This is a genomic window from Galactobacillus timonensis (assembly GCF_900240265.1).
In the GTDB taxonomy this organism is placed as follows: domain Bacteria; phylum Bacillota_I; class Bacilli_A; order Erysipelotrichales; family Erysipelotrichaceae; genus Bulleidia; species Bulleidia timonensis.
In genome coordinates this window covers 2,019,653-2,044,767 of sequence record NZ_LT964739.1, presented here as the reverse complement: position 1 = coordinate 2,044,767, position 25,115 = coordinate 2,019,653, and the positions used below count along the sequence as shown (strand labels likewise).

At 52.2% G+C, this 25,115-nt stretch carries 29 protein-coding genes; 11 read left to right on the top strand and 18 right to left on the bottom strand.

Annotation, left to right across the window (positions count from 1 at the left end):
* Positions 1-42 precede the first annotated feature (42 nt).
* From C1714_RS09705 to trxA, 3 genes are all read right to left on the bottom strand, one after another.
* Complete coding sequence (locus C1714_RS09705) at positions 43-999, bottom strand: Gfo/Idh/MocA family protein (RefSeq protein WP_102342980.1); 957 nt, start codon at positions 997-999, stop codon at positions 43-45.
* A 58-nt stretch (positions 1,000-1,057) separates the two neighbouring features.
* A complete protein-coding gene (locus C1714_RS14085) occupies positions 1,058-1,198 on the bottom strand; it encodes a hypothetical protein (RefSeq protein WP_167850007.1) in 141 nt (46 codons plus the stop codon).
* Between the two features lie 174 nt (positions 1,199-1,372).
* Positions 1,373-1,687, bottom strand: a complete 315-nt coding sequence (trxA, locus tag C1714_RS09700; protein WP_102342979.1) for a thioredoxin — start codon at positions 1,685-1,687, stop codon at positions 1,373-1,375.
* 132 nt (positions 1,688-1,819) lie between these two features.
* Here trxA and C1714_RS09695 point away from each other — a divergent pair, with 132 nt between their 5' ends.
* Together C1714_RS09695 and C1714_RS09690 are read left to right on the top strand one after the other, a co-directional pair.
* Entirely contained in the window at positions 1,820-2,845 is a 1,026-nt protein-coding gene (locus C1714_RS09695) for a phosphodiester glycosidase family protein (protein ID WP_102342978.1), read from the top strand.
* Positions 2,830-4,005 (top strand): hypothetical protein, encoded by a 1,176-nt coding sequence (locus C1714_RS09690; RefSeq protein WP_102342977.1) that lies wholly within the window; start codon positions 2,830-2,832, stop codon positions 4,003-4,005. Before C1714_RS09695 ends, C1714_RS09690 begins: the two co-directional genes overlap by 16 nt.
* A 60-nt stretch (positions 4,006-4,065) precedes the next feature.
* Here C1714_RS09690 and C1714_RS09685 read toward each other — a convergent pair whose 3' ends face one another.
* Positions 4,066-4,662: a DUF5011/hyalin repeat domain-containing protein gene (locus C1714_RS09685; protein ID WP_102342976.1), complete on the bottom strand. Its 597-nt coding sequence runs from the start codon at positions 4,660-4,662 to the stop codon at positions 4,066-4,068.
* 65 nt (positions 4,663-4,727) lie between these two features.
* Here C1714_RS09685 and pta point away from each other — a divergent pair, with 65 nt between their 5' ends.
* A complete protein-coding gene (pta, locus tag C1714_RS09680) occupies positions 4,728-5,735 on the top strand; it encodes a phosphate acetyltransferase (protein WP_102342975.1) in 1,008 nt (335 codons plus the stop codon).
* An 86-nt stretch (positions 5,736-5,821) separates the two neighbouring features.
* Here the strand turns inward: pta and C1714_RS09675 are convergent, their stop codons facing one another.
* The 11 genes from C1714_RS09675 to rfbA form a co-directional block, all read right to left on the bottom strand.
* On the bottom strand, positions 5,822-7,024 hold the full coding sequence (locus C1714_RS09675; protein WP_102342974.1) for a glycoside hydrolase family protein: 1,203 nt from the start codon (positions 7,022-7,024) through the stop codon (positions 5,822-5,824).
* Positions 7,017-7,592: a hypothetical protein gene (locus tag C1714_RS09670; protein WP_102342973.1), complete on the bottom strand. Its 576-nt coding sequence runs from the start codon at positions 7,590-7,592 to the stop codon at positions 7,017-7,019. The genes C1714_RS09675 and C1714_RS09670 overlap by 8 nt, the downstream gene beginning before the upstream one ends.
* Positions 7,585-8,970: an NAD(P)/FAD-dependent oxidoreductase gene (locus tag C1714_RS09665; protein ID WP_102342972.1), complete on the bottom strand. Its 1,386-nt coding sequence runs from the start codon at positions 8,968-8,970 to the stop codon at positions 7,585-7,587. The genes C1714_RS09670 and C1714_RS09665 overlap by 8 nt, the downstream gene beginning before the upstream one ends.
* A gap of 6 nt (positions 8,971-8,976) precedes the next feature.
* Positions 8,977-10,419, bottom strand: a complete 1,443-nt coding sequence (locus tag C1714_RS09660; RefSeq protein ID WP_102342971.1) for an oligosaccharide flippase family protein — start codon at positions 10,417-10,419, stop codon at positions 8,977-8,979.
* A 131-nt stretch (positions 10,420-10,550) separates the two neighbouring features.
* Positions 10,551-11,528, bottom strand: a complete 978-nt coding sequence (locus C1714_RS09655; protein WP_167850006.1) for a glycosyltransferase — start codon at positions 11,526-11,528, stop codon at positions 10,551-10,553.
* 70 nt (positions 11,529-11,598) lie between these two features.
* A complete protein-coding gene (locus tag C1714_RS09650) occupies positions 11,599-12,393 on the bottom strand; it encodes a thioredoxin domain-containing protein (protein ID WP_102342969.1) in 795 nt (264 codons plus the stop codon).
* Positions 12,368-13,417: a glycosyltransferase family 2 protein gene (locus C1714_RS09645; protein ID WP_102342968.1), complete on the bottom strand. Its 1,050-nt coding sequence runs from the start codon at positions 13,415-13,417 to the stop codon at positions 12,368-12,370. Before C1714_RS09645 ends, C1714_RS09650 begins: the two co-directional genes overlap by 26 nt.
* 4 nt (positions 13,418-13,421) lie before the next feature.
* Positions 13,422-14,396 carry a glycosyltransferase family 2 protein gene (locus C1714_RS09640; RefSeq protein WP_102342967.1) on the bottom strand — a complete coding sequence of 325 codons (975 nt, stop codon included), beginning with the start codon at positions 14,394-14,396 and terminating at the stop codon, positions 13,422-13,424.
* A complete protein-coding gene (locus C1714_RS09635; protein WP_102342966.1) occupies positions 14,389-15,831 on the bottom strand; it encodes an oligosaccharide flippase family protein in 1,443 nt (480 codons plus the stop codon). Before C1714_RS09635 ends, C1714_RS09640 begins: the two co-directional genes overlap by 8 nt.
* Before the next feature lie 81 nt (positions 15,832-15,912).
* Positions 15,913-16,809: an NAD-dependent epimerase/dehydratase family protein gene (locus C1714_RS09630; RefSeq protein WP_102342965.1), complete on the bottom strand. Its 897-nt coding sequence runs from the start codon at positions 16,807-16,809 to the stop codon at positions 15,913-15,915.
* Positions 16,809-17,723, bottom strand: a complete 915-nt coding sequence (gene rfbA / locus C1714_RS09625) for a glucose-1-phosphate thymidylyltransferase RfbA (protein WP_102342964.1) — start codon at positions 17,721-17,723, stop codon at positions 16,809-16,811. The genes C1714_RS09630 and rfbA overlap by 1 nt, the downstream gene beginning before the upstream one ends.
* Before the next feature lie 105 nt (positions 17,724-17,828).
* Here rfbA and C1714_RS09620 point away from each other — a divergent pair, with 105 nt between their 5' ends.
* From C1714_RS09620 to C1714_RS09595, 7 genes are read left to right on the top strand one after another with little or no spacing between them, the layout of a single operon-like run.
* Positions 17,829-18,815: an ATPase, T2SS/T4P/T4SS family gene (locus tag C1714_RS09620; protein WP_102342963.1), complete on the top strand. Its 987-nt coding sequence runs from the start codon at positions 17,829-17,831 to the stop codon at positions 18,813-18,815.
* Positions 18,736-19,773, top strand: coding sequence for a type II secretion system F family protein (locus C1714_RS09615; protein ID WP_167850005.1), 1,038 nt, complete (start codon positions 18,736-18,738; stop codon positions 19,771-19,773). The genes C1714_RS09620 and C1714_RS09615 overlap by 80 nt, the downstream gene beginning before the upstream one ends.
* Before the next feature lie 46 nt (positions 19,774-19,819).
* The gene (comGC, locus tag C1714_RS09610; protein ID WP_102342961.1) at positions 19,820-20,140 is read left to right on the top strand and encodes a competence type IV pilus major pilin ComGC; all 321 of its coding nucleotides are present in this window, start codon (positions 19,820-19,822) and stop codon (positions 20,138-20,140) included.
* Positions 20,130-20,429: a prepilin-type N-terminal cleavage/methylation domain-containing protein gene (locus tag C1714_RS09605; RefSeq protein WP_102342960.1), complete on the top strand. Its 300-nt coding sequence runs from the start codon at positions 20,130-20,132 to the stop codon at positions 20,427-20,429. The genes comGC and C1714_RS09605 overlap by 11 nt, the downstream gene beginning before the upstream one ends.
* Positions 20,422-20,652, top strand: coding sequence for a hypothetical protein (locus C1714_RS14080; protein ID WP_167850004.1), 231 nt, complete (start codon positions 20,422-20,424; stop codon positions 20,650-20,652). Before C1714_RS09605 ends, C1714_RS14080 begins: the two co-directional genes overlap by 8 nt.
* Entirely contained in the window at positions 20,607-21,008 is a 402-nt protein-coding gene (locus C1714_RS09600; protein WP_135567928.1) for a hypothetical protein, read from the top strand. Before C1714_RS14080 ends, C1714_RS09600 begins: the two co-directional genes overlap by 46 nt.
* Entirely contained in the window at positions 20,932-21,357 is a 426-nt protein-coding gene (locus C1714_RS09595) for a hypothetical protein (protein ID WP_102342958.1), read from the top strand. The genes C1714_RS09600 and C1714_RS09595 overlap by 77 nt, the downstream gene beginning before the upstream one ends.
* Here the strand turns inward: C1714_RS09595 and C1714_RS09590 are convergent.
* The 3 genes from C1714_RS09590 to C1714_RS09580 all read right to left on the bottom strand — a co-directional run bounded on the left by C1714_RS09590 (position 21,330) and on the right by C1714_RS09580 (position 23,941).
* Entirely contained in the window at positions 21,330-21,938 is a 609-nt protein-coding gene (locus C1714_RS09590) for an MBL fold metallo-hydrolase (protein ID WP_102342957.1), read from the bottom strand. The genes C1714_RS09595 and C1714_RS09590 overlap by 28 nt on opposite strands.
* 24 nt (positions 21,939-21,962) lie before the next feature.
* A complete protein-coding gene (gene rpmG / locus C1714_RS09585; protein ID WP_102342956.1) occupies positions 21,963-22,115 on the bottom strand; it encodes a 50S ribosomal protein L33 in 153 nt (50 codons plus the stop codon).
* Between the two features lie 83 nt (positions 22,116-22,198).
* Positions 22,199-23,941, bottom strand: coding sequence for a DUF3329 domain-containing protein (locus C1714_RS09580; protein ID WP_102342955.1), 1,743 nt, complete (start codon positions 23,939-23,941; stop codon positions 22,199-22,201).
* A 46-nt stretch (positions 23,942-23,987) separates the two neighbouring features.
* Between C1714_RS09580 and ispG the strand changes: the two genes are divergently transcribed.
* Positions 23,988-25,061: a flavodoxin-dependent (E)-4-hydroxy-3-methylbut-2-enyl-diphosphate synthase gene (gene ispG / locus C1714_RS09575; RefSeq protein WP_276842941.1), complete on the top strand. Its 1,074-nt coding sequence runs from the start codon at positions 23,988-23,990 to the stop codon at positions 25,059-25,061.
* The last annotated feature ends 54 nt before the right edge of the window (positions 25,062-25,115 follow it).

Sequence of the window (25,115 nt, the reverse complement as noted above, 5' to 3'; positions counted from 1 at the left end):
CTGATGTCCACTGATCCGTACAGGATCGTTGAAAAACCTGCTTCAGTGCGAAGACGGAAACGAAGCCCGTATCCGGTCCAGAATGGCTGCGCATGCACACGAATCCGCCAGTGACATGACATCACTCTGCCGCGTGTAACTGCGCAGAAGATTGTCAAAGTGGCGGATTTCGCCGGAAAAATCGTCACCGTCATAGGGAATGGAAAGTTCCACTGTCTTTTCATTGTTCCGGATTGCGATATGATCCGGACGGTGCATGGGCCATACTTCCATTGTTCCACCGGTACCGGTAAAAACAGCCTTTGATTCCAGTTTTGTATCAAAGGCACAGATCAGCCGGCCCCCGATCCCGTTTCCTTCCATCCGGGCATCGACATAAAGATCTACCGTACCCTGATGCACCTGTGATTCAATGACCTGAAGGTCATTGCCAAGATAGGTCTGAAGCCAGCTGACGCCATAGCAGCCAACATCCAGTAAACATCCCCCGCCAAGTTCCGGCTTCATATAATAACGGTCCCGGCATTGTACCGGATCAAGAACAGATCCGTTCTGTACCAGAATGTTCTTCAGCTCTCCGATTGTGCCGGATGACAGCAGCTGTACTGCTTTTGTAAAGGCAGGCGTAAAGCGGCACTTCATCGCTTCCATGAACAGAACAAGCCTCTGTTGGGAAACGGCCCGGATCTTACGCATTTCTGATTCGTTGATTGCGGCCGGCTTTTCGCAGAGTACTGCTTTTTTCTGCCGCATGGCACGGCACGCCCATTCTTCATGCATGAAATTCGGAAGCGAAAGATAGACGGCTTCGATATTAGGGTCTTCGATCAGTTCTTCATGAGAAAGGTAGATCTTCTGACATGGATGTTCCCGGGCAAAGGCATTGAGCTTTTCTTCGTTTCGCCCGCTGATGGCGTAAAGCTCATCGCCTTCCAGGCGCAATGAATCCGCAAAGCGGTGGGCAATCTTCCCTGCCCCAAGGATTCCGTATCTGACCATAGTGAAACTCCTGCTGCCTTCATCATACAGGAATAGGCAGGAGGCGACACAGAATCAATCAGGCAAGATGATCGGCAATATCCATGGTTGCCCGGATACTGGAGGCGCAGGCATGGAATTTCGTCTTCTCCTCTTCATTCAACGGAAGCTCCATCACCTTTTCGGCCCCGTCTTTGCCGATGATTCCGATCCGTGTCATTGATCTGATTCCTCCTGTTCGTTTGAACTGTATTATTGTTCATTCCATCATGAATACAAAAATTCAAATACTTTGGCATGTGAAGATTTCCTGAAAAGTGGAATCTGTCCAGAAACTTTTCATGTACAAAAAAAGCCCGGATATTCCGGGCGGATGAACCTGATCAATAATCACTCAGGCGATCTTGGCGATCAGAGCACGCAGCTCTTCTTCCGGATGGAAGCCGAGGATCTGATCAACCGGCTGACCATTCTTGAAGGCGATCAGCGTCGGGATCGACATAATGCCATAGCGCTGAGCAATTTCAGGGAAGTCATCTACGTTGACCTTGACGAACTTTACGCTCGCTACCGTGTCCGAAATCTTGTCGACAACCGGTCCGACCATCTTGCAGGGTCCGCACCAGTCTGCATAGAAATCCACAAATACGCTGCCGTTATTGGCAAGAACTGCATCATAAGCAGCTTCCGATTCAATCTTTTCTACCATGATTTATTCCTCCTGTTCAGGTATAGCATGATTATTTCATCCCCTCTTAAGGAATACAAATATTTTGCTCAGAGCGTGAATGGTATAATACCGCTGATTCAGACGGCGTATTCTTTGCCGATCGGAGAATAAATGTCGAACCAGAAAAAAAAGGGAAAAAAGAAGAAAGTCCATCTCAAAACCCGTCTCAAGCGCTTCGGGCATCAGACGCTGATTCTGATTCTCGTAGAGGCGCTGACGCTTGGACTGACAGGATATATTGCGCTGCTGATCGTCCTGAAGGGCCCTTCCCAGACCTTTTCCGATATGGTCGTAACGACAATGTGGGAAACGCGCCGCGGACGGGCCGTGATCAACTTCATGTTTACGGATGAAGAAATCCAGCAGATGCTGTCGAAGAACCAGGTCATTTCCGTCGATGCCAATGTGAGCGACGATGATACTACGGAATTCAACATTCCGGAAGATGAGAAGGATGACCTTGAAATCATCGACATTCAGGGCTCTACCTATAAGGGAAAGCTGATGATCGTCCGCGATCCGAGCCGCATCGATCTGGGCGTCAATCTGCTGATGGAGGATCCAACCCAGGGTTACAGTGTCCTGGACTATGTGCAGGCGGACGGCGCCGTTGCCGGAATCAATGCCGGCGGCTTCGATGACCCTAACGGTCAGGGCGATGGTTCCATTCCCCAGGGCATCGTGATCAAGGACGGGCAGCTCGTCGCAGGAACAGAAACGACCTGGGGCACGGTTGCCGGCTTCAATGCCGAGCATCATCTGATTGCCGGCGATATGACGGGTGCCCAGGCTCTGGAATGGGGTCTGGTCGATGCGGTCACCTTCGGCCCGGTCCTTGTCTATGATGGTCATGCCCTTCCGATTACCGGAACCGGCGGCGGCATTAATCCGCGTACCGTCATCGGTCAGCGTGCGGATGGTGCCGTGCTGCTGCTGATCATTGACGGCCGTCAGCCCAACTCGCTGGGCGCAACCTATGCAAACTGCCAGGATCTGATGCTGCAGTATGGAGCTGTGGTAGCGGTGAACCTTGACGGCGGCTCTTCCAGCATCATGGTTTACAATGGCGAAATTATCAACAGTATTGTTTCGATGAACTCAGACAGGAGCGTTCCTACCGCATGGCTGGTGAAGTAAAAGACGAAAAAGAGAAGGAACTGGAAAAACAGATCGCAAAGCGCCGGAAAAAGAACGCCGCCCGCATGGAACAGCTCAAGGCATGGGGCCGTTTCTATTCCCGGCTCCTGCGGGTTTTCATTGTGACCCTGATTCTCTGCGCGGCGGGACTTGGCTATGAGTACTTCTGGCTCGCCCGTTATGAGCGTCAGAGTGTTACTGGCGCCATGAACCGGTATATGAAAAATGTTGCGGACCATAACTGGGATGAGATCTACCGCACCGATTCCACCTATTTCACGGAAGTGAATACGAAGGAAAATCTGATCACCTACCTCATCTATACCTATGGCGACAACCATGCCAACGGCTACACCTACTCGCTTGTCGAAGAGACGGACACGGGCATGCGCTACTACGACGCCTACTATCTTTCCAGCAAGGTTTCGACGCTGGAAACCTACAAGCCCGAAGGCAGTTCCACCTGGAAGGTACGGACCGTGGTCAGCGGCGGTTCCTATACGTTCGATGTGCTGAATGATGCGGCATTCCGGATCAATGATGTGCCGATTTCGTCTTCTTCCTTTGCCAGTGAAGGAGACCATATTCCACTTGCCTTTGAAAGTCTTTCGATTGACGATACCTTCCCCACCGTGACACGGTATACCGTAGAAAACCTGGTACGTGCTCCCGAACCGGTACCGGAAGACAGTGAAAACAACATGGCGGTGCGGGATTATTCCGGCAACCACTATTACATCGGTCCAAAGCCGACGGCCGAACAGTATTCGGAATTTGCGCAGAACATTGAGGATACGGCCATGGCCTATTCCCGCTATATCACCAAGGACGGTACGTTCTATGACCTGCGCCGGCATCTGTATCCCAATACCGAGTTCTACTATGCGATCCGCTCTCTGGATAACCAGTACTTCTCTTCGCATGACTCCATAGACTTCCAGGACATTGCCATTTCCGATGTCATGCCCCTGGGGGATGATGCCTTTGTCGGAACCATTTCCTACAATGTCGTTGTCACGGCGGGTACCAACGTAAAGACCTATGCAAGTACCTATCAGATCTTCTTTGTCCGGGACGGTGATTCCTGGCTGGCAACCAATCTCATCACCATTACCGATGACACTTCCACGATAACGGAAGGCGAAAATACAATTTCCTGATTCCAAAAAAGAACTCCTTCAGCGGAGTTCGTTTTATTTTGGGTGATTTCGTGTGAATTATTACTGCGTGTCAGTGTCATCCTGAGCTTCCAGAAGGCCATACCCCCACAGCTTCCCATCGTTGCGGTATACCGGCTGACAGCTGCGGCCATCGTCTTCTTCAAGAAGCGCCTGGCAGGCTTCGCTGCCCTGACTGCCGTAAAACAGCTGTGAATACCGGGAAACTGTATCATCAAGCACAACGTCACAGGCCTGGGAAGGATCACTTGCCCCGGGACAGCCGCTTTCTGCGGAAGCAGTCGGCTCTGCAGATGCCTTGGATTCGCCTTCTTCCAGTGCAGGCAGAACGTGGATCGTAATCGGAACGGATGTTTTATTCCCGGAAAAATCGGTGCAGGTGATGCTTGGATAATAGTCTCCTGCCGTATTGTAATCAACGTACCCTTCCAGGTGCGTATTCAGCAGTCCATCGTAATCGTCATAGCCGGAAATATTTGTAAAGTTGATCGGCGTTCCGACCGTCGTTGTAAATTCATACTGCGTCATGTTGATATAGGGACCGTTCTGATCCGTCTTTTCCGTCGGCGAAGACTGGCATGCGGCAAGCACACCCAGCCCCGCAGCAAGGACGGCGGCAATCAATTTCTTTGCATTCATCCTGTTCATTATAGCTGTGAGAAGTGTAAAATCACTAAAGAAAGAGGAGGCTTTCAGAGTCAAATATGTCATTTATTGATGGAATCAAGGCAAAGGCCCGCGCCAATAAGAAGACCATTGTACTTCCGGAGGCGGAGGATGAGCGTGTCATCCGTGCTGCTGCGGAAGCAGTGAAGGAGGATCTCGCCAATATCATCGTTCTCGGCGATCCGGCTGTTGCCAATGCGGATGCCGCAAAATACGGTGTTTCACTGGAAGGTGTGACAGTAATCAATCCGGAAACCAGCGACAAGCTCGATGCCTATGCTACGCTTCTTGCAAAGATCCGCGAAAAGAAAGGCATGACCTATGATCTTGCCAAGCAGACGCTTCTGACGGACAAGACGATGTTCGCTGTCGTCATGGTTAAGAACGGTGATGCGGATGGTGTCGTTTCGGGTGCCTGCCACTCGACGGCAAATACGCTTCGCCCTGCTCTGCAGGTTCTGCGTACCGCTCCGGGCAAGAAGCTCGCTTCGGGATTCTTCGTCATGGATGTTCCCAACTGCAAGTATGGAGAAAATGGAACGTTTGTCTTTGCGGACTGCGCTCTGAATCAGGATCCGGATCCGGAACAGCTCGCTGCGATTGCGGCTGACTCCGCTGAATCCTTTGAGGCATTTGTCGGTGCCAAGGCACATGTTGCCTTCCTGTCCCATTCGACCAAGGGATCCGCAAAGCATGCCCTGGTTGACAAGGTTGTCAACGCTGTCAACATTGCCAAGACCGAATATCCGAATGTTGACTGCGATGGTGAACTGCAGCTCGATGCAGCTCTCGATCCGGAAGTCGGACAGCGCAAGGCTCCGGGTTCCACGGTTGCCGGCCATGCCAATGTTCTGATTTTCCCGAACATCGATGCCGGAAATATCGGCTACAAGCTGGTTCAGCGCCTTGGCGGTGCAGAAGCTTACGGCCCGATGCTGCAGGGACTTGCAGCTCCGGTCAATGACCTCTCCCGCGGCTGCTACTGGCAGGATATTGTTGGTGTCATCGCTCTGACGGCTGTTCAGGCGCAGATGGCTCATAAGTAATCCGTTCGTCGAAAAGATCAGGAAAAAAAACGGATGGGATGGATCAGATCATGATCCGCTCATCCGGTTTTTTTTCAGGGGTTGCTTCAGGCGCCGAACGCATTCATCACCCGTTCCAGTTCCTTCCACGTGACTGGCGTCGCGCTGGCATGGGCAGGATGTTCAAAGGGGACCATGACTTCCGCTTCGGTTGTACGGAAGTGACCGTGCAGAAGATCTTCGCTCTCAAAGATACGGAATCTTCCGCGGGTATAGTCATCGGCGGCGATATAGTACATGCCCGTACCGAAATCCTTCAGTACCAGCGGTCCTTCCAGAGGATGCCAGGAGATCAGCGGTTTTTCCTCTGTCTGCGTCAGGGCGTTCCAATCGCTTCCCTCCGAACGGTACAGCCAGGCATATTTGCGGGCCGGACTTCGCTCATCCTTCCAGATCATGACCCAGCTGCCATCGTCTTTCTGCAGCGTACCGTCAATGATCGGATAGCCGGTCTCAAACAGGACGGAAGGCAGCGATACAGTTTTAAAATTTTTCGTCGTATTGTAATAGATCGCCCCGTCTTCGATCGACGACCAGTAGATTACATAGCGATCGATCCGGCGGTCATAGAACGCCTCGGGGGCCCAGGCCTGTGTCTGGCTCATCGACATCTGATCAGAGGAACGGTTGACCTTCAGAAGACGTTCACCGGTAAACTGTGTACCGTCCTTCAGCTCAAAGGCATAGATTTCGGGATTGTTGAACCCCTGCGTCGCCAGCAGCTCCAGACTGCCGTCCCTTCTTCGTACAAACGAAGGATCCCTCAGACGCTGCGTTCCCTTGGAAGGCTTCAGTACCGGCTGATCATTGTTCAGCTTAAACCAGTAGGTGCCATTGTAGGTATAGCCGAGTTTCAATTGTTCCATCGTCTCCCCGCTGGCTTCAAAATACGGAATCAGATAGCCGACATACGGATCCAGCAATAACAGGTGATCCAGCGTATAGGAAGTGCCGTTGACAGTGGCGTCCAATACGACCGGTTCGTATTCCTTCGCCTCTTCCGTCTTGTACAGACAGTTGTCACGGATCTCGGCCGCCCCGGAGCGAACGCTCCAGATAATCGCATCGCCATCCGCCGTCTGATCAAGAAGAGAGCTGCCATCCTCAAGAAACGCATCGATCCTGTTCTGCAGCCATGCTTCCGTCACATCCTCATATACCGGCGGAACAGCTGCAGAGGCGGAAGAGGAGCAGCCCGACGAAAACAGACACGAGGCAGCGATGGCAAATACCAGCAGAACCTTAGGCATAGGATTCTCCCCTCCAATAATAAGCCGTCGAGGTAATCAGATGACAGCCGTTGTCACGGTCCAGACAGTAAAAGGTATCTGCATCCCCTTTCCAGCCGCTCACCAGCCTCAGATACCTTGTGCCGTCCTGATCCACGCGCCAGCCGGTGCACAGTGTCCAATGGCCGACATTGGGACTGTACATCAGCTGAACGGATACAATTCTTCCTTTGCTGATCGCCTGTTGAATCCCCCGGAAGCCAAACACAGGATAAAACTGAAGAGGAATCCGGTGCATCAGGGCATAGGCTGCCATCTGTCCTGAAATACTCAAAAGAGGTCCATCGCCCACATAGCGGTGGACATCCTTGAAGAATGCAATCCGGTCGCCATCTTTCGGAAAACGATGATGGATCGAGCAGAGATACAGAAAAACATTGGCAGCTGCAGCTGCGCCGCAATGGTTCCTGGCAAGCGCGTTTGTTTCCTGGGTCGTAAACCATGGAAGATCAAGATGCGCAAGACGCTGCTCGCTATAGGAAACATCCGGAAGCCGGTCGGGACGCAGAAAGCCGTAATCCTCAGCCATGATTGTTCCCGGACTTCAGCATATGATCCGCCACAATCAGGCCGTTGGCGGCCGCCTGGGAAAGGGAACGCGTAAATCCCGCTCCGTCACCAAGAGCGTAAATGTGCTGCGTACCGTCAAGTTCAAAGTCATGGCAGGCCGGCCGCGCACTGTAATATTTGCACTCGACGCCGTACAGCAGCGTATCGTAGTTGGCTGTTCCCGGCGCTACCGCATTCAGCGCATGAAGCGTTTCAATGATGTTATCCAGCTGACGCTTCGGCATGCACAGACTCAGATCGCCCGGAACCGCCGCAAGTGTCGGCCGCACACTGGACTGGGCAAGACGCGATGTCGTTGTCCGCTGACCGCTTTCCAGATCTCCCAGCCTCTGCACTAGCACATAGCCGCCGGAAATCTTGTTGGCAAGGGAAGCGACGTAGCGCGCATATTCCACCGGCTGATCAAAGGGTTCCGTAAAGAAGGTGCTCGAAAGCAGAGCGAAGTTGCTGTTGCTGGACTGGCGGGCCGCATCCTTGTAGGAATGGCCGTTGACCGTCAGAACGCCGTCGGAGTTTTCCGTAACAACATAGCCGCGCTCATTGAAGCAGAACATACGGACCTTGTCGCCGTAATGTCCCGCCTTGTAGTAGATCTTCGGTTCATAGATCTTCCTGGAGAACGGTTCCCAGATCTCATACGGCAGCTCAACGCGCACACCGATGTCGACCTGGTTGTTGGTCATGGCAATGTGATTGCGCCGGCACCACTCCTCAAACATCCGGTTGCCGATGCGGCCGACCGCAAAAATAATCGAATCACCGGAAACCGTATGTTCCCTGCCCTGCTGTACATAGGAAACCGTATGATGTTCCTTGTCCACATCCGTCACGTCGGCAAGTGTCTCGATGGTAATTTTTTCTTCAAGAGTCCTGATCATCCGCAGCATCGTTCCGTAGTTGGCATCGGTGCCAAGATGCTTGACCTGCGCCTGCTGCATGTGCAGGTCATACTTGAGACACTCCGCCTTCAGCTGCGAATCCGGCATGTAGCGTTCATTGTCAGCGCCGCACTTCTGCAGAATCTGATCCGCCTGCTCAATGTAGCTGACGACAGTTTCAGCTGGCATATAGTCCGGCAGCCAGCCTCCGTATTCCGCCGTAATGTTGTATTTTCCATCGGAAAAAGCGCCGGCACCGGCCATGCCTTCCATGATGGCGCATGGTTTGCACTTAAGGCAGCGCTCCGACTTTCCGGCCACGATCGGGCAGCTGCGGTCTTCGAGCTTTCTGCCCTTTTCAAGAATCAGGATCTTCAGATCCGGCTTCTCTTCTGCCAGTCTCCAGGCGCACATCAGGCCGCCGATTCCGCCGCCGATGATGATGACATCATATTCCATAGATATTTACTCCTTCTGTCCCTGCCTGTCCGTTTTCTTCTGCCGCCGGCGGGCGAGAACGTTGCGTCCACGCTCAATCAGATGGCGGAAGCCGGGGAAAAACATTGCATACAGAGCTGCTGTCACAATCAGAACAATGATACCGAGGATGACGATATTGATGATTAACGGAAGCACACCGGTAATCGCATGCGGTGCAAAGAACTTCCGCCACAGCCACCAGGAGCCAAGCCCGATCCCAAGCGCCATGGCCAGCCGGCCCAGTACGAGCAGAACATACCTGCGCACAGGCAGATGGAACACCTTGTCATAGACAAGCTTCGGGTTATAGCCGAAGTCAACGGTCCAGTAGGCAATCGCCGTACCAAGAACCGCGCCGGCAATGCCGAACTTTCCAACCAGCAGAATGCTCAGAACGATCTTCACTGCCGCCAGCAGATACCCGTTGTTGCGGGCATTGACATAGAGACCGTTGGCATCGCGGACAATGATGATCGGCTGCCGCAGCGTCGTATAGAAGATGTTGAGAGCCAGCCAGAAACAGACACCGACATCAACGGCATACAGCGGATCATGCTGCATCCAGATGGGAATGAACTCCGGCAGCACCGTAAAGATGCACACCGCGACGACCGTCGCAAGATAGGACGCAAAGTTAAAAAATTCAAGGAAGATCGGATAGGATTCCCGCTTCGGGTCATTGAACAGGTTGCCGAAGCTGTTCATCGGCGACTGGACCATGGACTGCGAAATTTTTCCGATATTTTCCGAAAGATAGGAATAGTTGCCATAGACGGAGCTCATCGCATAACCAAGCTCCCCCGAAATGATGATGCTGTCGGTCTGGGTCAGGGCCAGTTCCGAAAGGCGCTGCACCATGGCATAGGGAGCCTTGTCGCGGAAGGAATGATCCTTCGTATCGGCGGGCTTTTCCTTGAGCCATGGATATTCGCGGAAGCCGATGATTCTTGCTCCGGTATTGGACACCAGAATGTTGCCCGCTTCGACCAGCAGAATCGCAAAGAAGCTGGCACCGAAATGAATGAGCAGAACCATCAGCACCATTCTGAGAATGGCAACGGTCTGAATCAGAATGTTGATCTTGTACTCCTTCTGATCGGCCATGATGACAAAATTCGGTCCCATGAGGAAGTAGCTGATGCCGTACGGAAGGGCCAGCAGAAGAACGGTCGCTACCGTCCCGCCGTAAGAAAGCGGAGACTCGGAAAAATACGGGAACAGCAGAGCGACGACCAGAGAGGCGGTGATGACAATGATGCCTGTGATGCGGAAGACACGTACGGCGCCGCAATAGATGCGCTTTACCCCTTCCCGGTCATTTTCCGCCAGCGGCTTATAGAGAAGCTGCCGGAAGGCAAGCGAATACGCCAGTTCACAGATATTGAGGAAATTGATGACCTGGGCTACGGTCAGCTGCAGGCCGTTCACCTCGGAGCCGTAGGCATTGATAAAAAGGCGAACCTTAATAAAGCCGATGATCGGCAGAATAATGGCCGCAATCGTACTGACGATGAAGTTGTAGAAACTGTAGCGGGTTCTCGACGTAGGGTTTCTCCTTTTCAGCCGCGGATTCTTCGATTGAAGAGTGCTGCCGTTTTTTCATTATAGCAGGCAAGGAACATACGGTTTTTCCAGCCTAGATTCCGGATATAGCAGTTGTGCTTCCAGTCCGGAAACTCCTTCTTCATCACGTCCCCTGCCTTCGCTGCACATTCTTCGCTCCAGTCGCTGCGGATAAAGCGGAACATGCCGTAAAGACACAGATGCTCAATATGAAGATACTCCAGTTCTTCATGATACGTGTCAGAAAGGCCGGCGTCCCTGAATTCCTTCCGCACCAGCTCCAGTACGCCAAAGATGTCCTTGACGCGCTTATCATGAACCGATCCCATAATCGAATCATCATGCTGGCGATAGTGGATGCCGCATTCGGGAAGATAGGCAATCCGCTCCGCCTTTGCAAAGAGAAGCGTCGTTACCGGAATGTCCTCATACCAGGTATGCAGCGGATAGCGGTAACCATTGTCCGCCGTAAAAAGCTCCGCCCGGTACAGTTTGTTCCAGGCAAACATCGGTGAAAGAAGTGCCTTCTTCTGAACCGTATCTGCCTGCCACTGACTCAAGCCCTTCATGACAAAGCGTTTGGAAGGATCCTCAAACCAGTACTCCAGATCACAGACGCATACATCCGCCCCTTCGTTTTCAATCGTTTGATACAGACGTTCGTAAAGGTCCGGCTCAATCCAGTCGTCGCTGTCAAGAAAGGCAAGATAGGTGCCCTTTACATACGGCAGGCCAAAATTGCGGGCATCCGAAAGGCCGCCGTTCTGTTTTTCAACCAGCTGAAAGAGATCGGGGAAACGATCCACATAACTCCCGGCAAGAGCCGCTGTCTCATCCGTACTGCCGTCATTGACCAGAATCACCTGCATATGATCGCGGAAAGTTGCGGAGGCTAATGAATCCAGACACGTTGAAAGATATCTGGAGGCGTTATACATCGGCACAATGACAGAGACGAGAATGTTTGCATTCATAACGAAAAAAATTATAGCACAGCACCCGGTTTTCAAACCGGACGCTGTGCCATTGGTACGAATGGATCGATTAATTGAAGAAAGAATCAAACATCGCCTTTTCATCGGCGACAATGCCATCATCAAGATCCTGATAGGCATCCGTCTGCGAAGGTGAGGTGCCGGTCGTCAATGCCGTTACCGTTCCGTTTTCAATCTTCATAAACGTAGGCGCATAGATGCGTTTCTCACCGGTATCTACCGTATTGCCATCATCATCTTCCAGGGTGTATTCATCCAGGAAGGCATCCGCAGCTTTCAGCAGTACCGTATAGGCTCCTGTTCCAAAGCCTGTCTGTACCGCTTTGCCATCCTGCAGTTCATAGCGGTCACGGAGCACTTCGTTATGGTCCGCATCCCAGATCTGCACATAGTAGATGGTATCGACACCGTGTTCAGCTGCCGAAGTCAAAGCCTGCTCAATGACACTGCGGCACCATGGACACTGTTCATCTCCAATGTAGAGATAGAACGTGTCGCCGTTTTGAATCTTGGAAGCTGCTTCATCACCCGTAATCTCGACGATGGGATTTTCCTCGGGAATGGATACGGTCCGATACGTATTGCCGGAGGATGTTTCCGTTCCGTTGAGGGATTCATATTCTTCCTTGAAGGATGTGGAGGCAGCGGCTGCACTGCCACTCTCCTCTCCTTCCGGCGCCGCCGTATCATCCGCACATTCTTCGAAAATATCACAGCCCTGTGTACCGGTGGTGGCGGATGATGGTGAGGCGGTGGCGGCCGTAGCTGCAGTGCTGCTGCCGCAGCCGGCCAATAGAATCAGTGCCAGCACTGCGGATTTAATTGTCTGATTTGTGTTTTTCATCGTACTCCTTCATCATTTTCTTCTTCAGTCTCTCAAAGGCATAGGCGCTGAGGCGGCTGTTCATCAGTTCAAGATCCCGGATCTTTTCCAGCGGGCGGACTTTGGCATACTGCTGGTAAAGAGGACGGATGATCGAGCCATAGGCGCTGAGCTTGGTACTGTAGGTTCCAAGGTAGTCCATGGCAATTTCAAAGTCTTCCCGACTGCAGTTGAGCCGAGGCATCTGCTGCAGCATGTAACGGAAACTTTCATACATGCGGTAATAGAACATGTCCGGAACATTTTCGATATGTTCCGCCTGCGAAAGAATCGACTTGAAGACGAGAATTTCGCCGTTCATCGCCGGAGCGCTGACATCGCCCATCGAGTTGCCCTTGCGGTTGATCAGATACTTGGCCAGAGGCTGATCGGTATAGATCAGCTTCTTCGCATTCAGCATCGATAAATAAAACAGCATGTTATCGGTATAACCGACATGTTCCGGGAACGTGATGCCGCGCGCGATTTCGGTCCTGTACAGCTTGGCGTGCGGACTTGGATTGATGAACCACAGTCCGTCAGAATCAGGATCATGGACGTCATAGACCGTATCCTTCTTCAGCGTCGTAAAATCCTTGTTGTAGGACGCATCGTATTCGCGGATATCACTGTCTTCATAGATCAGAGTTTTGGCGCCGACGGTGATATCGGCTCCGGACATTTTTGCCATGGAAAGCAGCGTCTGCACGGCTTCCGGCTCCAGCGTATCATCTGGATCGCACACCAGAAAATACGGTGTCTTCGTCTCGCGGATCGCAATCTGCAGTACGGAACCATAGCCGCCGTTCTTTTTCTTGATGCCCTTGAACCTGTCCGGATAGGTTTTGACATACTGGGCAATGATGGCGTCACAGCCATCGGGCGAACCATCGTTGACCGCCAGCACGACATAGTCATCCGACGTCTGTTTCAGAAGCGAATCGAAACATTTTTTCAGATACCGCTCAACGTTGTAAATCGGCACAATAACAGTTACCTGGGGCATAGATTTATTCTCCCTTCCACTTCCATTTCAGATACAGTCTGAGCCGCGGCTCACTGGTATAGATCCAGTCTCCCTTCTGACGCGCAATCTTATATCTGCACTTGGGGAATTCGGGCCAGTGGCTGCGGATGAACCAGAAACACACCTGCACAAACTTCAGCGCCAGCGCATGATCACCGGCGTTTCTTGTTTTCTTAAGACATTCCAGAATGTTGACGCAGCCGAGAAACTTCAGCTCCTCGTAATATTTCTCATAGATGCCGAGCTGCTGATAATCATCAAGATTGATCTTCACCATGTCCAGCACATGGAAGGCACGAATATCAAACGTCCCCGTAATATTGCCGGGACGATCCTGACGATAATCATAGAGAACCTGATTGACGAAGGCAACCTTGTTCGCCCTTGCCAGCAGACGGTAGGTCGTCCCCAGGTCTTCATAGAAATAGCCCCAGGGATATTCGATCCCGTAATCACGGAACAGCGACAGCCTGTACATCTTATTCCAGGCCGCATTGGCGATGCTTGTAAGAAGCTCAGGATGATCGCTCAATTGATAGGTTTCCTTTTCGGAAAAGACATTGCGGATCTCTTCCTTCGTCCCGGTTGACATGTAGTACTGGGCATAGTCAAAGATGACCATGTCCGCACCCGTTTCCCTGAGCTTTCTGACACATTCCTCAAGAAGATCCGGCTCCACGAAATCATCGGAATCAATGAACTGAATATAGGTGCCCCGGGCAATCTTCATGCCCGCATTGCGCGCATCCGAAAGGCCCCCGTTGGTCTTGTGGATGACACGTACCCGCGGATCCTTTTCAGCATAGCCATCGAGCATCGCTGGACAGCCGTCCGGACTGCCATCATCGACGAAGATCACCTCGAAATCCCTGAATGTCTGCGCAAAGATCGACTGTGCACATTGATCCAGATAGGCTTCGGCCTTATAGACCGGAACAACGATCGATACTTCAGGCATGACGACGATCCCTGACCTTTCCCAGTACGGCCATCAGCACCGGTTCCCTGAAGATTAACAGCCACGCCAGATACACCACCATGCCCACAAGTACCTGCAGCAGCGTCATCGTCGCCGATACTTCCAGGACATAGTTCAGTCGGTTGACAATCACATACATCAGCAGCGATCCGCTGATATAGAGGGCATAGGACTTCTGACGGAAATTGAGATGACTCTTCCTGTAGACAAGAACCAGCTGAACACAGGTAACCGTCGCCTCCGCAATGATACTGCCGACAATGGCACCGGTCGCCCCGTGGCGCGGAATCATGATCATGTTGCAGATGAAGTTGATCACCGATCCAGAAACGATTGAGGTCGTATACTGATTGAACATGCCCGTCGGAACCATGTACTGAATTCCGGTCACATTCGACATCGATATCAGAATGATGATCGGACAGCCCAGCCGCACCAGGTTTGCAATAATCGGATACTCCGGCGTATACCAGGCGATGAAATTGGTCGCAATCGCCATCATGCCGAAGCACATCGGCCACGACAGCATATTGACGAACTTCATCGTCGAATTGATCAGATGCTCCGCCTTCGCTTCGCCATCGCTGTCATTGTAGAAGACGTTGGTAACCCGCGGCATCGTCACGGTACCGATCGCCGTAATCAGAGACAGAAACATCTTGATAATGTTCATGCTCGTCTTGTAGAGCGTCACATGCTCTTCCGAATACAATGCTCCGACCATCGTCGTATCCAGCATTGTATAGACCGAGATCGCAATCGTCGGAATAAACAGCTGAAATGTCGCCTTGAAATGATGCCGGTACGCATTCTTCAGGGATATCTTTTCAAAGCCCACATACTGACGCAGTTGCAGAAAAAGAACCGCCTGCCCGAAGAGCTCCGATCCCACATTGATCAGAATATAGATCCAGAGATCCGACGGCGACTTAACCATCAGGAAAATCAGCGCAACGCCGAGGCATTTCACCAGAATATTGCGGATACTCGCCTTCTTGAAGTCTTCAACCCCGAAGAAAAACCACGAAATATCCAGCGCACTGGCGATCATCGTCAAACCCGTCAGCTGATAATAAAACACGTTCTCATGAACAAACAGTGCAATCCAGACATAGAACAGCGCCATCGCAATCAGGACGTTGCATACCTGCATTGCAAAGATTTCCCAGAACGCTGTCTGCAGCGAACCCTTGTCGTTGCGCACCTTGGCAATCTCACGGTTCCCGTAGGTATTAATGCCAAGTACACCGAACAGAATGAACCAGTTCATGATCGAACCGGCATAGTCATAGATGCCCAGCGTCCTGGTCCCGATATGGGAAAGTGTATAAGGTACCAGGATGAACGGAAGAATAATCCGGATCAGCTGATACAGCGCGTTGTAAATGTAGTTTCTAAGTATTTTACGATCCATATATGACTGTCAGAAGATTCCATGCATTATAGCAGAAAAGACACAGGCGCCATCCGCCATTGGCCGATGGCGAAGGAACGGTCAGCGAATACCGAGTTCACGGCGGATCCGCTCATCTTCCATTCGCATCCCCTTCTCCATTGATATGGAAGAATGGATGCCTGTAATCCCCTCCAGCTTCGAAACATCCAGCACAATGTCCTGCACCATCGGTACCTGCGACAGCATATGCTCAATCCGCAGCGTCTTCTCCGTGATCTTCTCGCAAAGATCAATGACCGTCTGCAGACTTGTGCCTTTTCCCGAACCAACGTTGAGGGTCGTATTGGACACATCCATCTCCAGCAGCTTTTTCAGCTGTGCCGCAAAATCCGAAATGTAGATATAATCCCGAATACTGTCCGGATTCACCATCAGCTGAAACGACTCATCCAGATATGCCTTGCGAAGAACAATCGGAATCACGCCCTGCCGCTTGTTGGGCAGCTGATAGCCCCCGTACGGATTGGAAAGACGCAGAATCAGATAGTCCAGCCCGCTCGCCTTTAGTTCCTCTTCGATTCTTACCTTACTGCGGGCGTAAAGCGTCTGCGGCTCCAGAGGATCACTCTCCCGACGGGGACGTGCATGGCTGCCATACACAGTTCCACCCGAGGAAAAGAAGACAAAGCGCCTGCAGCCCCCCTGCTTCAATACCGAAAACAATGCACGGTATTTTTCCGCCAGAACATCGAGGGCCTCTGCCTCGTTTTCCGAACGGTCGCTGTTTGCCACCAGGGCAACTGTATCAATGACCAGAGCATCACGAACATCCATGTCTTTCATCGCATCCGGATCAAAGACATTGATCAGACGGAACGAATCAATCCGCGAAACATAGGGCGAATCGATCCCCCACATCTCCGTATCAAACGAATCCTTCAGCAGCTGATACAGATTGGAGCCAAGATACCCGCAGCCAAGAAATACAGCCCGCATCAGTCATTGCCCCCGGATCCCTTGAACGTTGTTCTTACCCGGCCCGAAGCGATCGTACGCAGATGCGTACCGTACGGAGACTTGCCATAGCTCTCAGCCGCCTTGAGCAGCTGATCCTCATCAATCCACCCGTTGTAGTAGGCAATCTCCTCCGGAACCGAAATGCGGATTGACTGCACCTGCTCAACCATGCGCACATAATCACTCGCCTGCGCCAGGGACTCGATCGTTCCTGTATCCAGCCACGCAAACCCGCGGCCGAACAATGTAATGTCCAGTTGATTTTCCGCAAGGTAAATCTTGTTGAGATCCGTGATCTCATATTCACCGCGGGCCGAAGGCTTCAACTGTTTCGCATACTCCACAACCCGGTTGTCATAGAAGTAAAGACCGACAACCGCATAGTTCGATTTTGGATGCGCGGGCTTCTCCTCCAGGGAGATGACATGTCCATGATCATCAAACTCCGCAACCCCGAAGCGCTCCGGATCATTGACATACTGACCGAAGATCTGCGCCCGTCCCGTTTCTTCCGTATGACGTACCGCATCCCTGAGCATCGTAGAAAATTTATTGCCGTAGAAGATATTGTCCCCGAGAATCAGACATACCGGATCCTTGCCGATAAACTTCTCACCCAGCACAAACGCCTGGGCCAGACCGTTGGGTCTCTCCTGCACCTGATAGGAGAAGTGAACCCCGAACTGACTGCCATCGCCCAGCAGACGCTCAAAATTAGGAAGATCATGCGGTGTCGAAATAATCAGTATTTCCCGGATTCCCGCCAGCATCAGCGTGCTCAGCGGATAATAGATCATCGGCTTATCGTAAACCGGAAGAAGCTGTTTGCTGGTAACACGGGTCAGCGGATACAGCCGCGTACCGCTGCCGCCGGCAAGAATAATTCCCTTCATATTCATTTCTCCTGAACAACCGTTTCTATTCTATCATCACTTCTTTCAAAAAAAATTTCGGGAACCTTTGCCTTTGCTGACTAGGAAACAGTGAAAGGAGAACGAATGGAAGAACTGCTGCACCGGCTGCTCACGATTGCCCTGCGCAACAAGGCAACCGACATCCATCTGAGCCTTGAGAATGATGAGCGGCTGCTTGTCGAAATGCGGGTCGACGGAAAGCTGAGAAAACTGCGGAGCCAGGACTACGACGCCTCCTTTTTCCGCTACCTCATGTTCCGCTCCAATCTCGATCTTTCCCTGGCCCGAAAGCCGCAGACCGGCTCCTTTGAAACAGAGATCAACGGCGAATCACTGGCCCTGCGCTTTGCGATCGTTACCGGCTGGCACATGACATGCGGCGTCCTGCGGATCCTGAATCAGACCGGAAAGCTCAGGATCAGTGATCTCAGCTGCCAGACAGAAACGATCGACTGGCTCTCTTCCATTACTCATGCCCGCAGCGGCCTCTTTGTCTTCAGCGGACCGACCGGATCCGGAAAAACGACCACGGTCTATACCCTGCTCAATCAGGTCAGGGGAAAGAAAATCTATACCCTCGAAGATCCGGTCGAAGTCTACAGCGACCGCTACGTACAGATGGCCGTCAACGAAAAGGCCGGCTTCACCTTCGCTAGCGGCATAAGGCAACTGCTGCGGCATGATCCGGACATCATCATGATTGGCGAAATCCGTGACGAAGAAGCGGCCGCCATGGCAGTTCGCTGCGCATTGACCGGACATCTTGTCATCACGACGCTGCACTCCTTCAGCTGTACCGGAGCCATTCAGCGGTTAAAGGATCTTGGTGTTTCCAATGAACAGATGGAAGATGTACTCTTCGGCATCAGCTGCCAGCGCCTGTATACCAATCCCGCCTCACACCGGCGCTTCAGCATCTATGAACACATGAACCGAAAGGAGGTGAAGCACTATTTCGAATACGGGAAACCATCTTCTGCATTTATCTCTCTTGAATCGGCCATCACATCTGCCATGGAAGCCGGACTTCTTACCCGAAAGCAGGCAGAGGAAGACCTTCTCGGACTTTGATCTTACGAGCATCGCCATCCTTCTGGAGGCAGGGTTTACCATCGAGGAAACGCTGCCGATGATTGAGTCAAAGAAGAACAAAGCTCTCATCCAGCAGCTTCTGTCCTGTTTTGACGCCGGCGAAAAGGCGGCCGACTGCTTCCCCGCCTTCTGTCCGGTTTCCTGGCGCAGCTATCTGGAAGGCTTTCTTGCCAGTACCGACTTTGCCCAGGCCTTCTTTCTGACGCGGCACCTGCAGGAAACCCGCGACGAACTGCAGAAAAAGTGCCACCAGCAGCTGTTCTATCCCTGCCTTCTGCTTGTTCTTTCATTGCTTGGGACCATTCTGTTCAGCCGCTTCGTCTTCCCGGCAATGATCCGGATGGCAGAAGGCTTTGACACCGATACCGCAGGATTGAAGATTCTGCAGAACTTACTTCAGGTATTTTCCATCGGCCTGATCGCCCTGATCCTGGCCGGCAGTCTCCTGCTCCTCTACGCCCTGGCTCCTTCCAGGATCGTATCCACCTATCAGCTGCTGGAAAAGATCCTCCCTGGCAACCTTTGGACCGCCTATACAAGCATCGACTTCGGCCGCTTTCTGCTGGAGACCATCCGTACCGGCATGCCTACGGCGCGCTCTTTGACAATGCTCGAACATCTTTCGACCAGCCCGCTGGTTGCCGCCCTGGCCAATACCGTGCATCAGGCGCTGAATCAGGGCTGCCGGTTCAACGACGCCATCGCCCAGAAGGGCCTCGATCCGCTGCTGCCAAGGTTTCTGAAGCTTGCCATCTATGCCAGTTCCCCGATCGTCATGCTGGAACAGTATCAGACCATGGCGCTGGCACGCTATGAAGCGCGCATCCATCGGCTGACCCGGATCATTCAGGCCATTGCCTATGCAGGCATCGGCATCCTCATTGTGATCATCTATAGGATCCTGCTGATGCCGATCAGTATTCTGGGTTCCCTCTAGCAAAACAAACTGAAACGGAAACAGAAAAAGAAAAGGAGAAATCATTATGGAAAAAGCAGGCAGAAGCACCAAGAACGAACGCGGATTTACGCTGCTGGAAATGCTCATTGTAGTCACGATCCTCGCCATCCTCTTTCTGCTTACGGTCCCAAACATCCAGAAGACGCTGGGGATCGTAGACAAAAAGGGATGTGACGCCCTGCTCAAGACCGTTGACGCCGCAATCATTCAGTATCGCCTCGACACGAATCAGTCACCTTCCGACCTGAGCGCTCTGGTTGCGGCAGGTCTTCTGCGTGAAGAACAGACGCAGTGTGACGACGGACGCTCGATCGGCATTCAGAACGGACAGGCGTATGCGTACTGAAGAGGGATTTACGCTTCTGGAGATGATCATTGCCATTGCCGTCTGTTCCCTTCTGATATCTCTCAGCCTCCCACTGATTCAGATGACAAAGGAAGAATTCCACCGCTTCCCCGAGCACTTTCTGTATCTGCAGAGCGAAGCAATGCGCACTGGGGAAGTACAGCAGCTCGAAAACGGCCAGTACTTCAACAGCCGCGGAAACATCAACCAGGCAAAGACACTGTGGTTTGATACCCAGCGCATCATCGTAGAGCTCGGCTTCGGACGCCTCGTGTTCCCCGATGAATAGCCGCGGCTTTCTATTGGCGGACGCTTTAACCATGGTCGCTGCCTGTACGGCGTCTGCGATCATCATCCTCGGGCTTTCAACGGCCGCCTTCAATGACAAACGGCTCCGGATGCAGGTCTATGAACAGACGGAAGCCGACTACCGCACACAGATCAATCAGATCGAACCATGCCAGCTATGCACACCCGGACCAACGGCGGATTCATCCTCGAGCAGTTTCTGATCGCGCTGCTGATTCTGTGTGCCGTTCTGCCGGTCTTTCTCAGCCAGCTGCAGACGATTGCGAACCTGTATGTCCGTCCGGCGGATCTGCAGGATGCCATCGCCATCACGCAGCTGCGCCATATTTTCAACATTGCTCAGAACATCACACCTTCCGGCAGCACCCTGTCCTTTCAATTCCGTGGGGAAGAGAAGATTCTGCGCATCAGCGGTGAAAATCTGATCCTTACACCCGGAACACAATACGTTCTGACAAACATTGAGGAGGTATCCTTTGCCAGTGAAGAAAACACGGTCATCCTCTGCTGGAAACGAAACGAAGAAGAAAGCTGCGCCGCCCTCGGCGTACTGGAATAAGGGCTTTACTTCTCTGTACGGCCTGCTGTTTCTGCTGGCTGTTTCAATTCTTTCTGCAGTTCTTTTTGAAAAGCTGATTGCGCGCGCAAAGATGATGGAAAATGTCCGCCGGGCAAATCTCTACCTTCAGCAGGAGGCTGTCGCCCTTTCCCATCTCAAATGCGCGCTGAGAAACAATCAGCTCCACAGTGAAGCCTTAGAAAAATCCGGCGTCCGCCTGGAAATCATTCCGGGAACGCCGGTCCTGATCATGATCGAATCCCCGCTTCCGGAAACCCTGGAAGTCGAAATTCATAACAAAGAGATCTATGAATACAGTTATCAGCGGCCCGAAGAAAAGACCAGGTAGGGATTCGTCTGTTTCTCCACAGCCATGGAAGAAGAGGGACCGTGCCCCGGATAAACCAAAAGATCCGAAGGCAGAAGAAGAATCTTGAGCAGCGACGCCTGCAGTTCCTCTTCCGAGCCGCCGAACAGATCCGTACGGCCAACATCCGAAGCGAACAGAGTATCGCCGGTAAAAATCACATTCCGATACCGGATCAGTACGCTTCCCTTCGTATGCCCCGGTGTGGCATAAACAGTCAGGGGAAACGTGCCGATCGTACAGGATCCTTCTTCCAGCGGCTTCAGTTCGTGATAGACAGGCGACTCATAACCCTGGGATGTATGATGGGGATCAACCAGTTCCCAGTCTCCACTGTTCAGATAGACCGGGCACTGATAGCGGTCCGCCAGATCATCCACAGCACCCGTATGATCCGCGTGTCCATGTGTCAGAAGGATCGCATCTACCGTTTCATCATCTTCGACACGCGAAGCGATCTGTTTCCAGTAACGACCGGGATCAATGAAAAGAACATGGCCATGATCATGAACCACATAGCTGTTTTCTTCGTACAGCCCGATTGGCAGCGTATCTATGCGCATATCGAAAAAAATAAGCCGAACGGCTTATTTCTTCTCCTTATGTAATGTCTTCTTCCGGCACACCGGGCAGTACTTCTGGATTTCCATCTTCTCCGTATGCTTGCGCTTATTGCGGGTACCGATATAGTTTTCTTCGCCGCAGACGCTGCACTTGAAGATGATATTCTCTCTTGCCATGCAAACATTCCTCCTGCTTCAAATTACGCAGAAGAAGTATAGCATACCTTTCATTTGATTTGGGAAGGAATTTATATCCCCTGTTAAATCGTATCGTCGGACCGCACGATGCCATAATCCTGATCCGGCTCAATCGTAATCGAATCCACGGCGTGATCACCTGCAGGATCAAAGACAACCAGCGAAATACCCGCCTGATTGTTCGTATATTCCTGCCCGTCAATCATAATGTCGGCGTAGGAAGGATCTTGGGAAGAACTTGCATAGCTGTAATGCCCCGCCAGTCCGCCCTCCTCATAGACTTCGCCGCTGATCACGGTTCCATCCGCCAGACAATAGCCTGTGAGATACCCATCACTGACTTCAAAGCCGTAGCTTTCCAGCATCTGAGCATACGGCTGCAGTTCGTCGGTCATCTTCGTGCTTGCGGCAATGATCGTATATCCCTTCTGCTTGCACAGGGAAAGATATTCCTCCAGATCGGAAAGATCGATGATGTTCATCAGATCCACATCGCCATTCTGGTAAATGCGCTGATACTTTTCCATCGATACGCCGACAATCGTATTGACGCCATAGTACTGCGCCATTGCCTTGTTGACCCAGAGATTCTGATACCGCGTCACATCCACCAGACCATCCAGAGGATTGTAGATACTGAGGAATTCGCTCGTAATCGGGAAAGCGACCATATTCACCAGTCCCCGCTCCTTCTGAGCAGCGATGGCACTTTCACGCAGAGAGTTCAAATGATGCGTATAGAAGAGATCCAGCCCCGCTTCCCCATAGCTGCAGAAACAGCAGAAGGCAAGCACCGCCAGAGAGCACTTCTTCACAGTCTCAAAGCCGGCTTCCCTGACACCGTGCAGTCCGATCACGATCGCCACCAGCAGCAGCGTCGAAGATCCAAACATCGTACGGTCATAAAGCACCTGAACATCCAGCGCAACAATGACAAACACACACAGGAACGCGGCCGTCATATAGGCAGCCATTCTTTTTCTGCGCTCACGGTCCGAAAAGCACAGCACCAGAAGAATGACTGCAATCACCCAGAGAACCGCCTGATTCTTCGGCTGCCCAATGACATGGAACGCATCATTGAGATCATGCACAAGGCTGTAAAAACCGCCCTGGCTGAGATCTACGGTTACATCCTGCGCCGCCCGCACCGCATTGCCCGGTGCCAGCACCAGCATACCGAAACCAATCAACGATCCGACAAAGCCGGCTGCCTTGTCCCGGTTCTTAAGCAGATTCTTTCCAATGAGAACAAGCTCCAGAAAGATCATCGCTCCGCCCGTATTCTCATTGGTCCATCCCGCAAGCACGCCCAGCACAAACAGGCCGGCACACCTGCACCAGCCCGGCACGGAAGGTTTCTGCATCTGAAGCAGAAACAGCAGAATCAATACCGCCGTAAACAGATAGTTGCATGCGCCGCTGACCCAGAGCACCGTCTGCCCGAATACCGGCATAAAAAGAAAATGAAGACCGGCCGCAATGAGAAAATCGGATGCCCTGACTTCCGGTGCCGCCAGACGGCAGATCAGATACAGATACAGAACATAAATACCGCTGGCGATCACATCATAGACAGGCTTCGGCAGCACCACCATGTGCCTGACCAGAATGCCCGCCACCGAGCGGCCGCTCCACGTAAACCAGTAATTGAACTCCCTCTTCCAAAGATCCAGATAGCCCGAATGTTCCATGAACGAAAAATCATCCGCCGTATACGGTGCCAGGATATTCAGGATCAGAATCAGGATGAATACAACAATGATCGCCTTCTGCAGGTATGAGAACTGCTTATGTCTTTTCATAGGTGTATTATAAGCCAGAAGACTTTATGCGATAATAAGGAAAAGAATCGAGGTATCTATGAAACGAACAGAAACCCGGCCCGTCATGGTCGGAAACGTACAGATCGGCCACCAGAACAAGGTCATTCTGCAGTCCATGACCAATATCCCGTCCAAGCGCGTCGACGAAACGATTCAACAAGTGCTGGACCTGGAACGCGACGGCTGTCAGATCATCCGCTTTGCGGTTCTCGATGAAGAGGATGCCGAAGCCATTGCCAAGATCAAGCCGCAGATCCATATTCCGATCGTTGCGGATATTCATTTCAACTATCTTTTCGCTCTCAAGGCAGCCGATGCCGGCGCCGATGCAATCCGCATCAATCCCGGCAATATCGGAGATGAAGCGCATACCCGTGCCGTCGTCGAAAAATGCCGCGAAAAGCATCTTCCGATCCGGATCGGAATCAACAGCGGATCCCTGGAAAAGCAGTTTCTGGACGCCTATGGCTACAGTGCAAAAGCCATGGTCGAAAGTGCCCGCCGCCATGTTGAGATTCTTGAAAACCTTAACTTCCATGACATCGTGCTCTCCTTCAAGAGCTCCAATGTTCCACTGACGATTGATGCCTATGAAGCTGCCAGTGAAACGTTCCCCTATCCGCTGCATCTCGGTGTAACCGAAGCGGGCGGACTGCTGGAATCATCCGTCAAGAGTTCGGCAGCCCTGGGGACGCTGCTTCATGAAGGGCTCGGCGATACGATCCGTGTCTCCGTCTCGGGACCTCCGAGTGACGAGCTGCCCGTTGCCAAACAGCTGCTGCGCTGCTTCAATCTGATCGACGGCGTTCCGGATCTGATCGCATGTCCGACCTGCGGCCGCATTCAGTACGACATGCTGCCGGTGGTAAAGGAAATCGAGCAGTATCTTGCCAGCATCCATGCCAACATCACGGTTGCCGTCATGGGCTGCCCGGTCAACGGCATGCAGGAAGCGGGTCGTGCCGACATCGGCATCGCCGGCTCCTATCAGAAAGGCATCCTCTTCCGCAAAGGAAAATTCCTCCGCGAAGTTCCGCAGGACCAGCTCGTCAATGAACTGAAGAAAGAAATTCAGAACATTCTCGAAGAGCAGAGATAAAAAACAGAATGCCCGCCGGCCTGGTCAAAGTATCTGATCACGCCCGCGGGCTTT

Coding starts and splice junctions, on each gene's coding strand:
- C1714_RS09665 (WP_102342972.1), bottom strand. CDS start 8,970: ATGGAATATGATGTCATCATCATCGGCGGCGGAATCGGCGGCCTGATG.
- C1714_RS09620 (WP_102342963.1), top strand. CDS start 17,829: ATGGAAGAACTGCTGCACCGGCTGCTCACGATTGCCCTGCGCAACAAG.
- C1714_RS09590 (WP_102342957.1), bottom strand. CDS start 21,938: ATGCGCATAGATACGCTGCCAATCGGGCTGTACGAAGAAAACAGCTAT.
- rfbA (WP_102342964.1), bottom strand. CDS start 17,723: ATGAAGGGAATTATTCTTGCCGGCGGCAGCGGTACGCGGCTGTATCCG.
- comGC (WP_102342961.1), top strand. CDS start 19,820: ATGGAAAAAGCAGGCAGAAGCACCAAGAACGAACGCGGATTTACGCTG.
- C1714_RS14080 (WP_167850004.1), top strand. CDS start 20,422: ATGAATAGCCGCGGCTTTCTATTGGCGGACGCTTTAACCATGGTCGCT.
- C1714_RS09690 (WP_102342977.1), top strand. CDS start 2,830: ATGGCTGGTGAAGTAAAAGACGAAAAAGAGAAGGAACTGGAAAAACAG.
- C1714_RS09580 (WP_102342955.1), bottom strand. CDS start 23,941: ATGAAAAGACATAAGCAGTTCTCATACCTGCAGAAGGCGATCATTGTT.
- C1714_RS09685 (WP_102342976.1), bottom strand. CDS start 4,662: ATGAATGCAAAGAAATTGATTGCCGCCGTCCTTGCTGCGGGGCTGGGT.
- C1714_RS09605 (WP_102342960.1), top strand. CDS start 20,130: ATGCGTACTGAAGAGGGATTTACGCTTCTGGAGATGATCATTGCCATT.
- C1714_RS09645 (WP_102342968.1), bottom strand. CDS start 13,417: ATGCCCCAGGTAACTGTTATTGTGCCGATTTACAACGTTGAGCGGTAT.
- C1714_RS09705 (WP_102342980.1), bottom strand. CDS start 999: ATGGTCAGATACGGAATCCTTGGGGCAGGGAAGATTGCCCACCGCTTT.
- C1714_RS09635 (WP_102342966.1), bottom strand. CDS start 15,831: ATGGATCGTAAAATACTTAGAAACTACATTTACAACGCGCTGTATCAG.
- C1714_RS09650 (WP_102342969.1), bottom strand. CDS start 12,393: ATGAAAAACACAAATCAGACAATTAAATCCGCAGTGCTGGCACTGATT.
- C1714_RS09640 (WP_102342967.1), bottom strand. CDS start 14,396: ATGCCTGAAGTATCGATCGTTGTTCCGGTCTATAAGGCCGAAGCCTAT.
- C1714_RS09670 (WP_102342973.1), bottom strand. CDS start 7,592: ATGGCTGAGGATTACGGCTTTCTGCGTCCCGACCGGCTTCCGGATGTT.
- C1714_RS09600 (WP_135567928.1), top strand. CDS start 20,607: ATGCACACCCGGACCAACGGCGGATTCATCCTCGAGCAGTTTCTGATC.
- C1714_RS09675 (WP_102342974.1), bottom strand. CDS start 7,024: ATGCCTAAGGTTCTGCTGGTATTTGCCATCGCTGCCTCGTGTCTGTTT.
- C1714_RS09655 (WP_167850006.1), bottom strand. CDS start 11,528: ATGAATGCAAACATTCTCGTCTCTGTCATTGTGCCGATGTATAACGCC.
- C1714_RS09695 (WP_102342978.1), top strand. CDS start 1,820: ATGTCGAACCAGAAAAAAAAGGGAAAAAAGAAGAAAGTCCATCTCAAA.
- C1714_RS09630 (WP_102342965.1), bottom strand. CDS start 16,809: ATGCGGGCTGTATTTCTTGGCTGCGGGTATCTTGGCTCCAATCTGTAT.
- trxA (WP_102342979.1), bottom strand. CDS start 1,687: ATGGTAGAAAAGATTGAATCGGAAGCTGCTTATGATGCAGTTCTTGCC.
- rpmG (WP_102342956.1), bottom strand. CDS start 22,115: ATGGCAAGAGAGAATATCATCTTCAAGTGCAGCGTCTGCGGCGAAGAA.
- pta (WP_102342975.1), top strand. CDS start 4,728: ATGTCATTTATTGATGGAATCAAGGCAAAGGCCCGCGCCAATAAGAAG.
- C1714_RS14085 (WP_167850007.1), bottom strand. CDS start 1,198: ATGACACGGATCGGAATCATCGGCAAAGACGGGGCCGAAAAGGTGATG.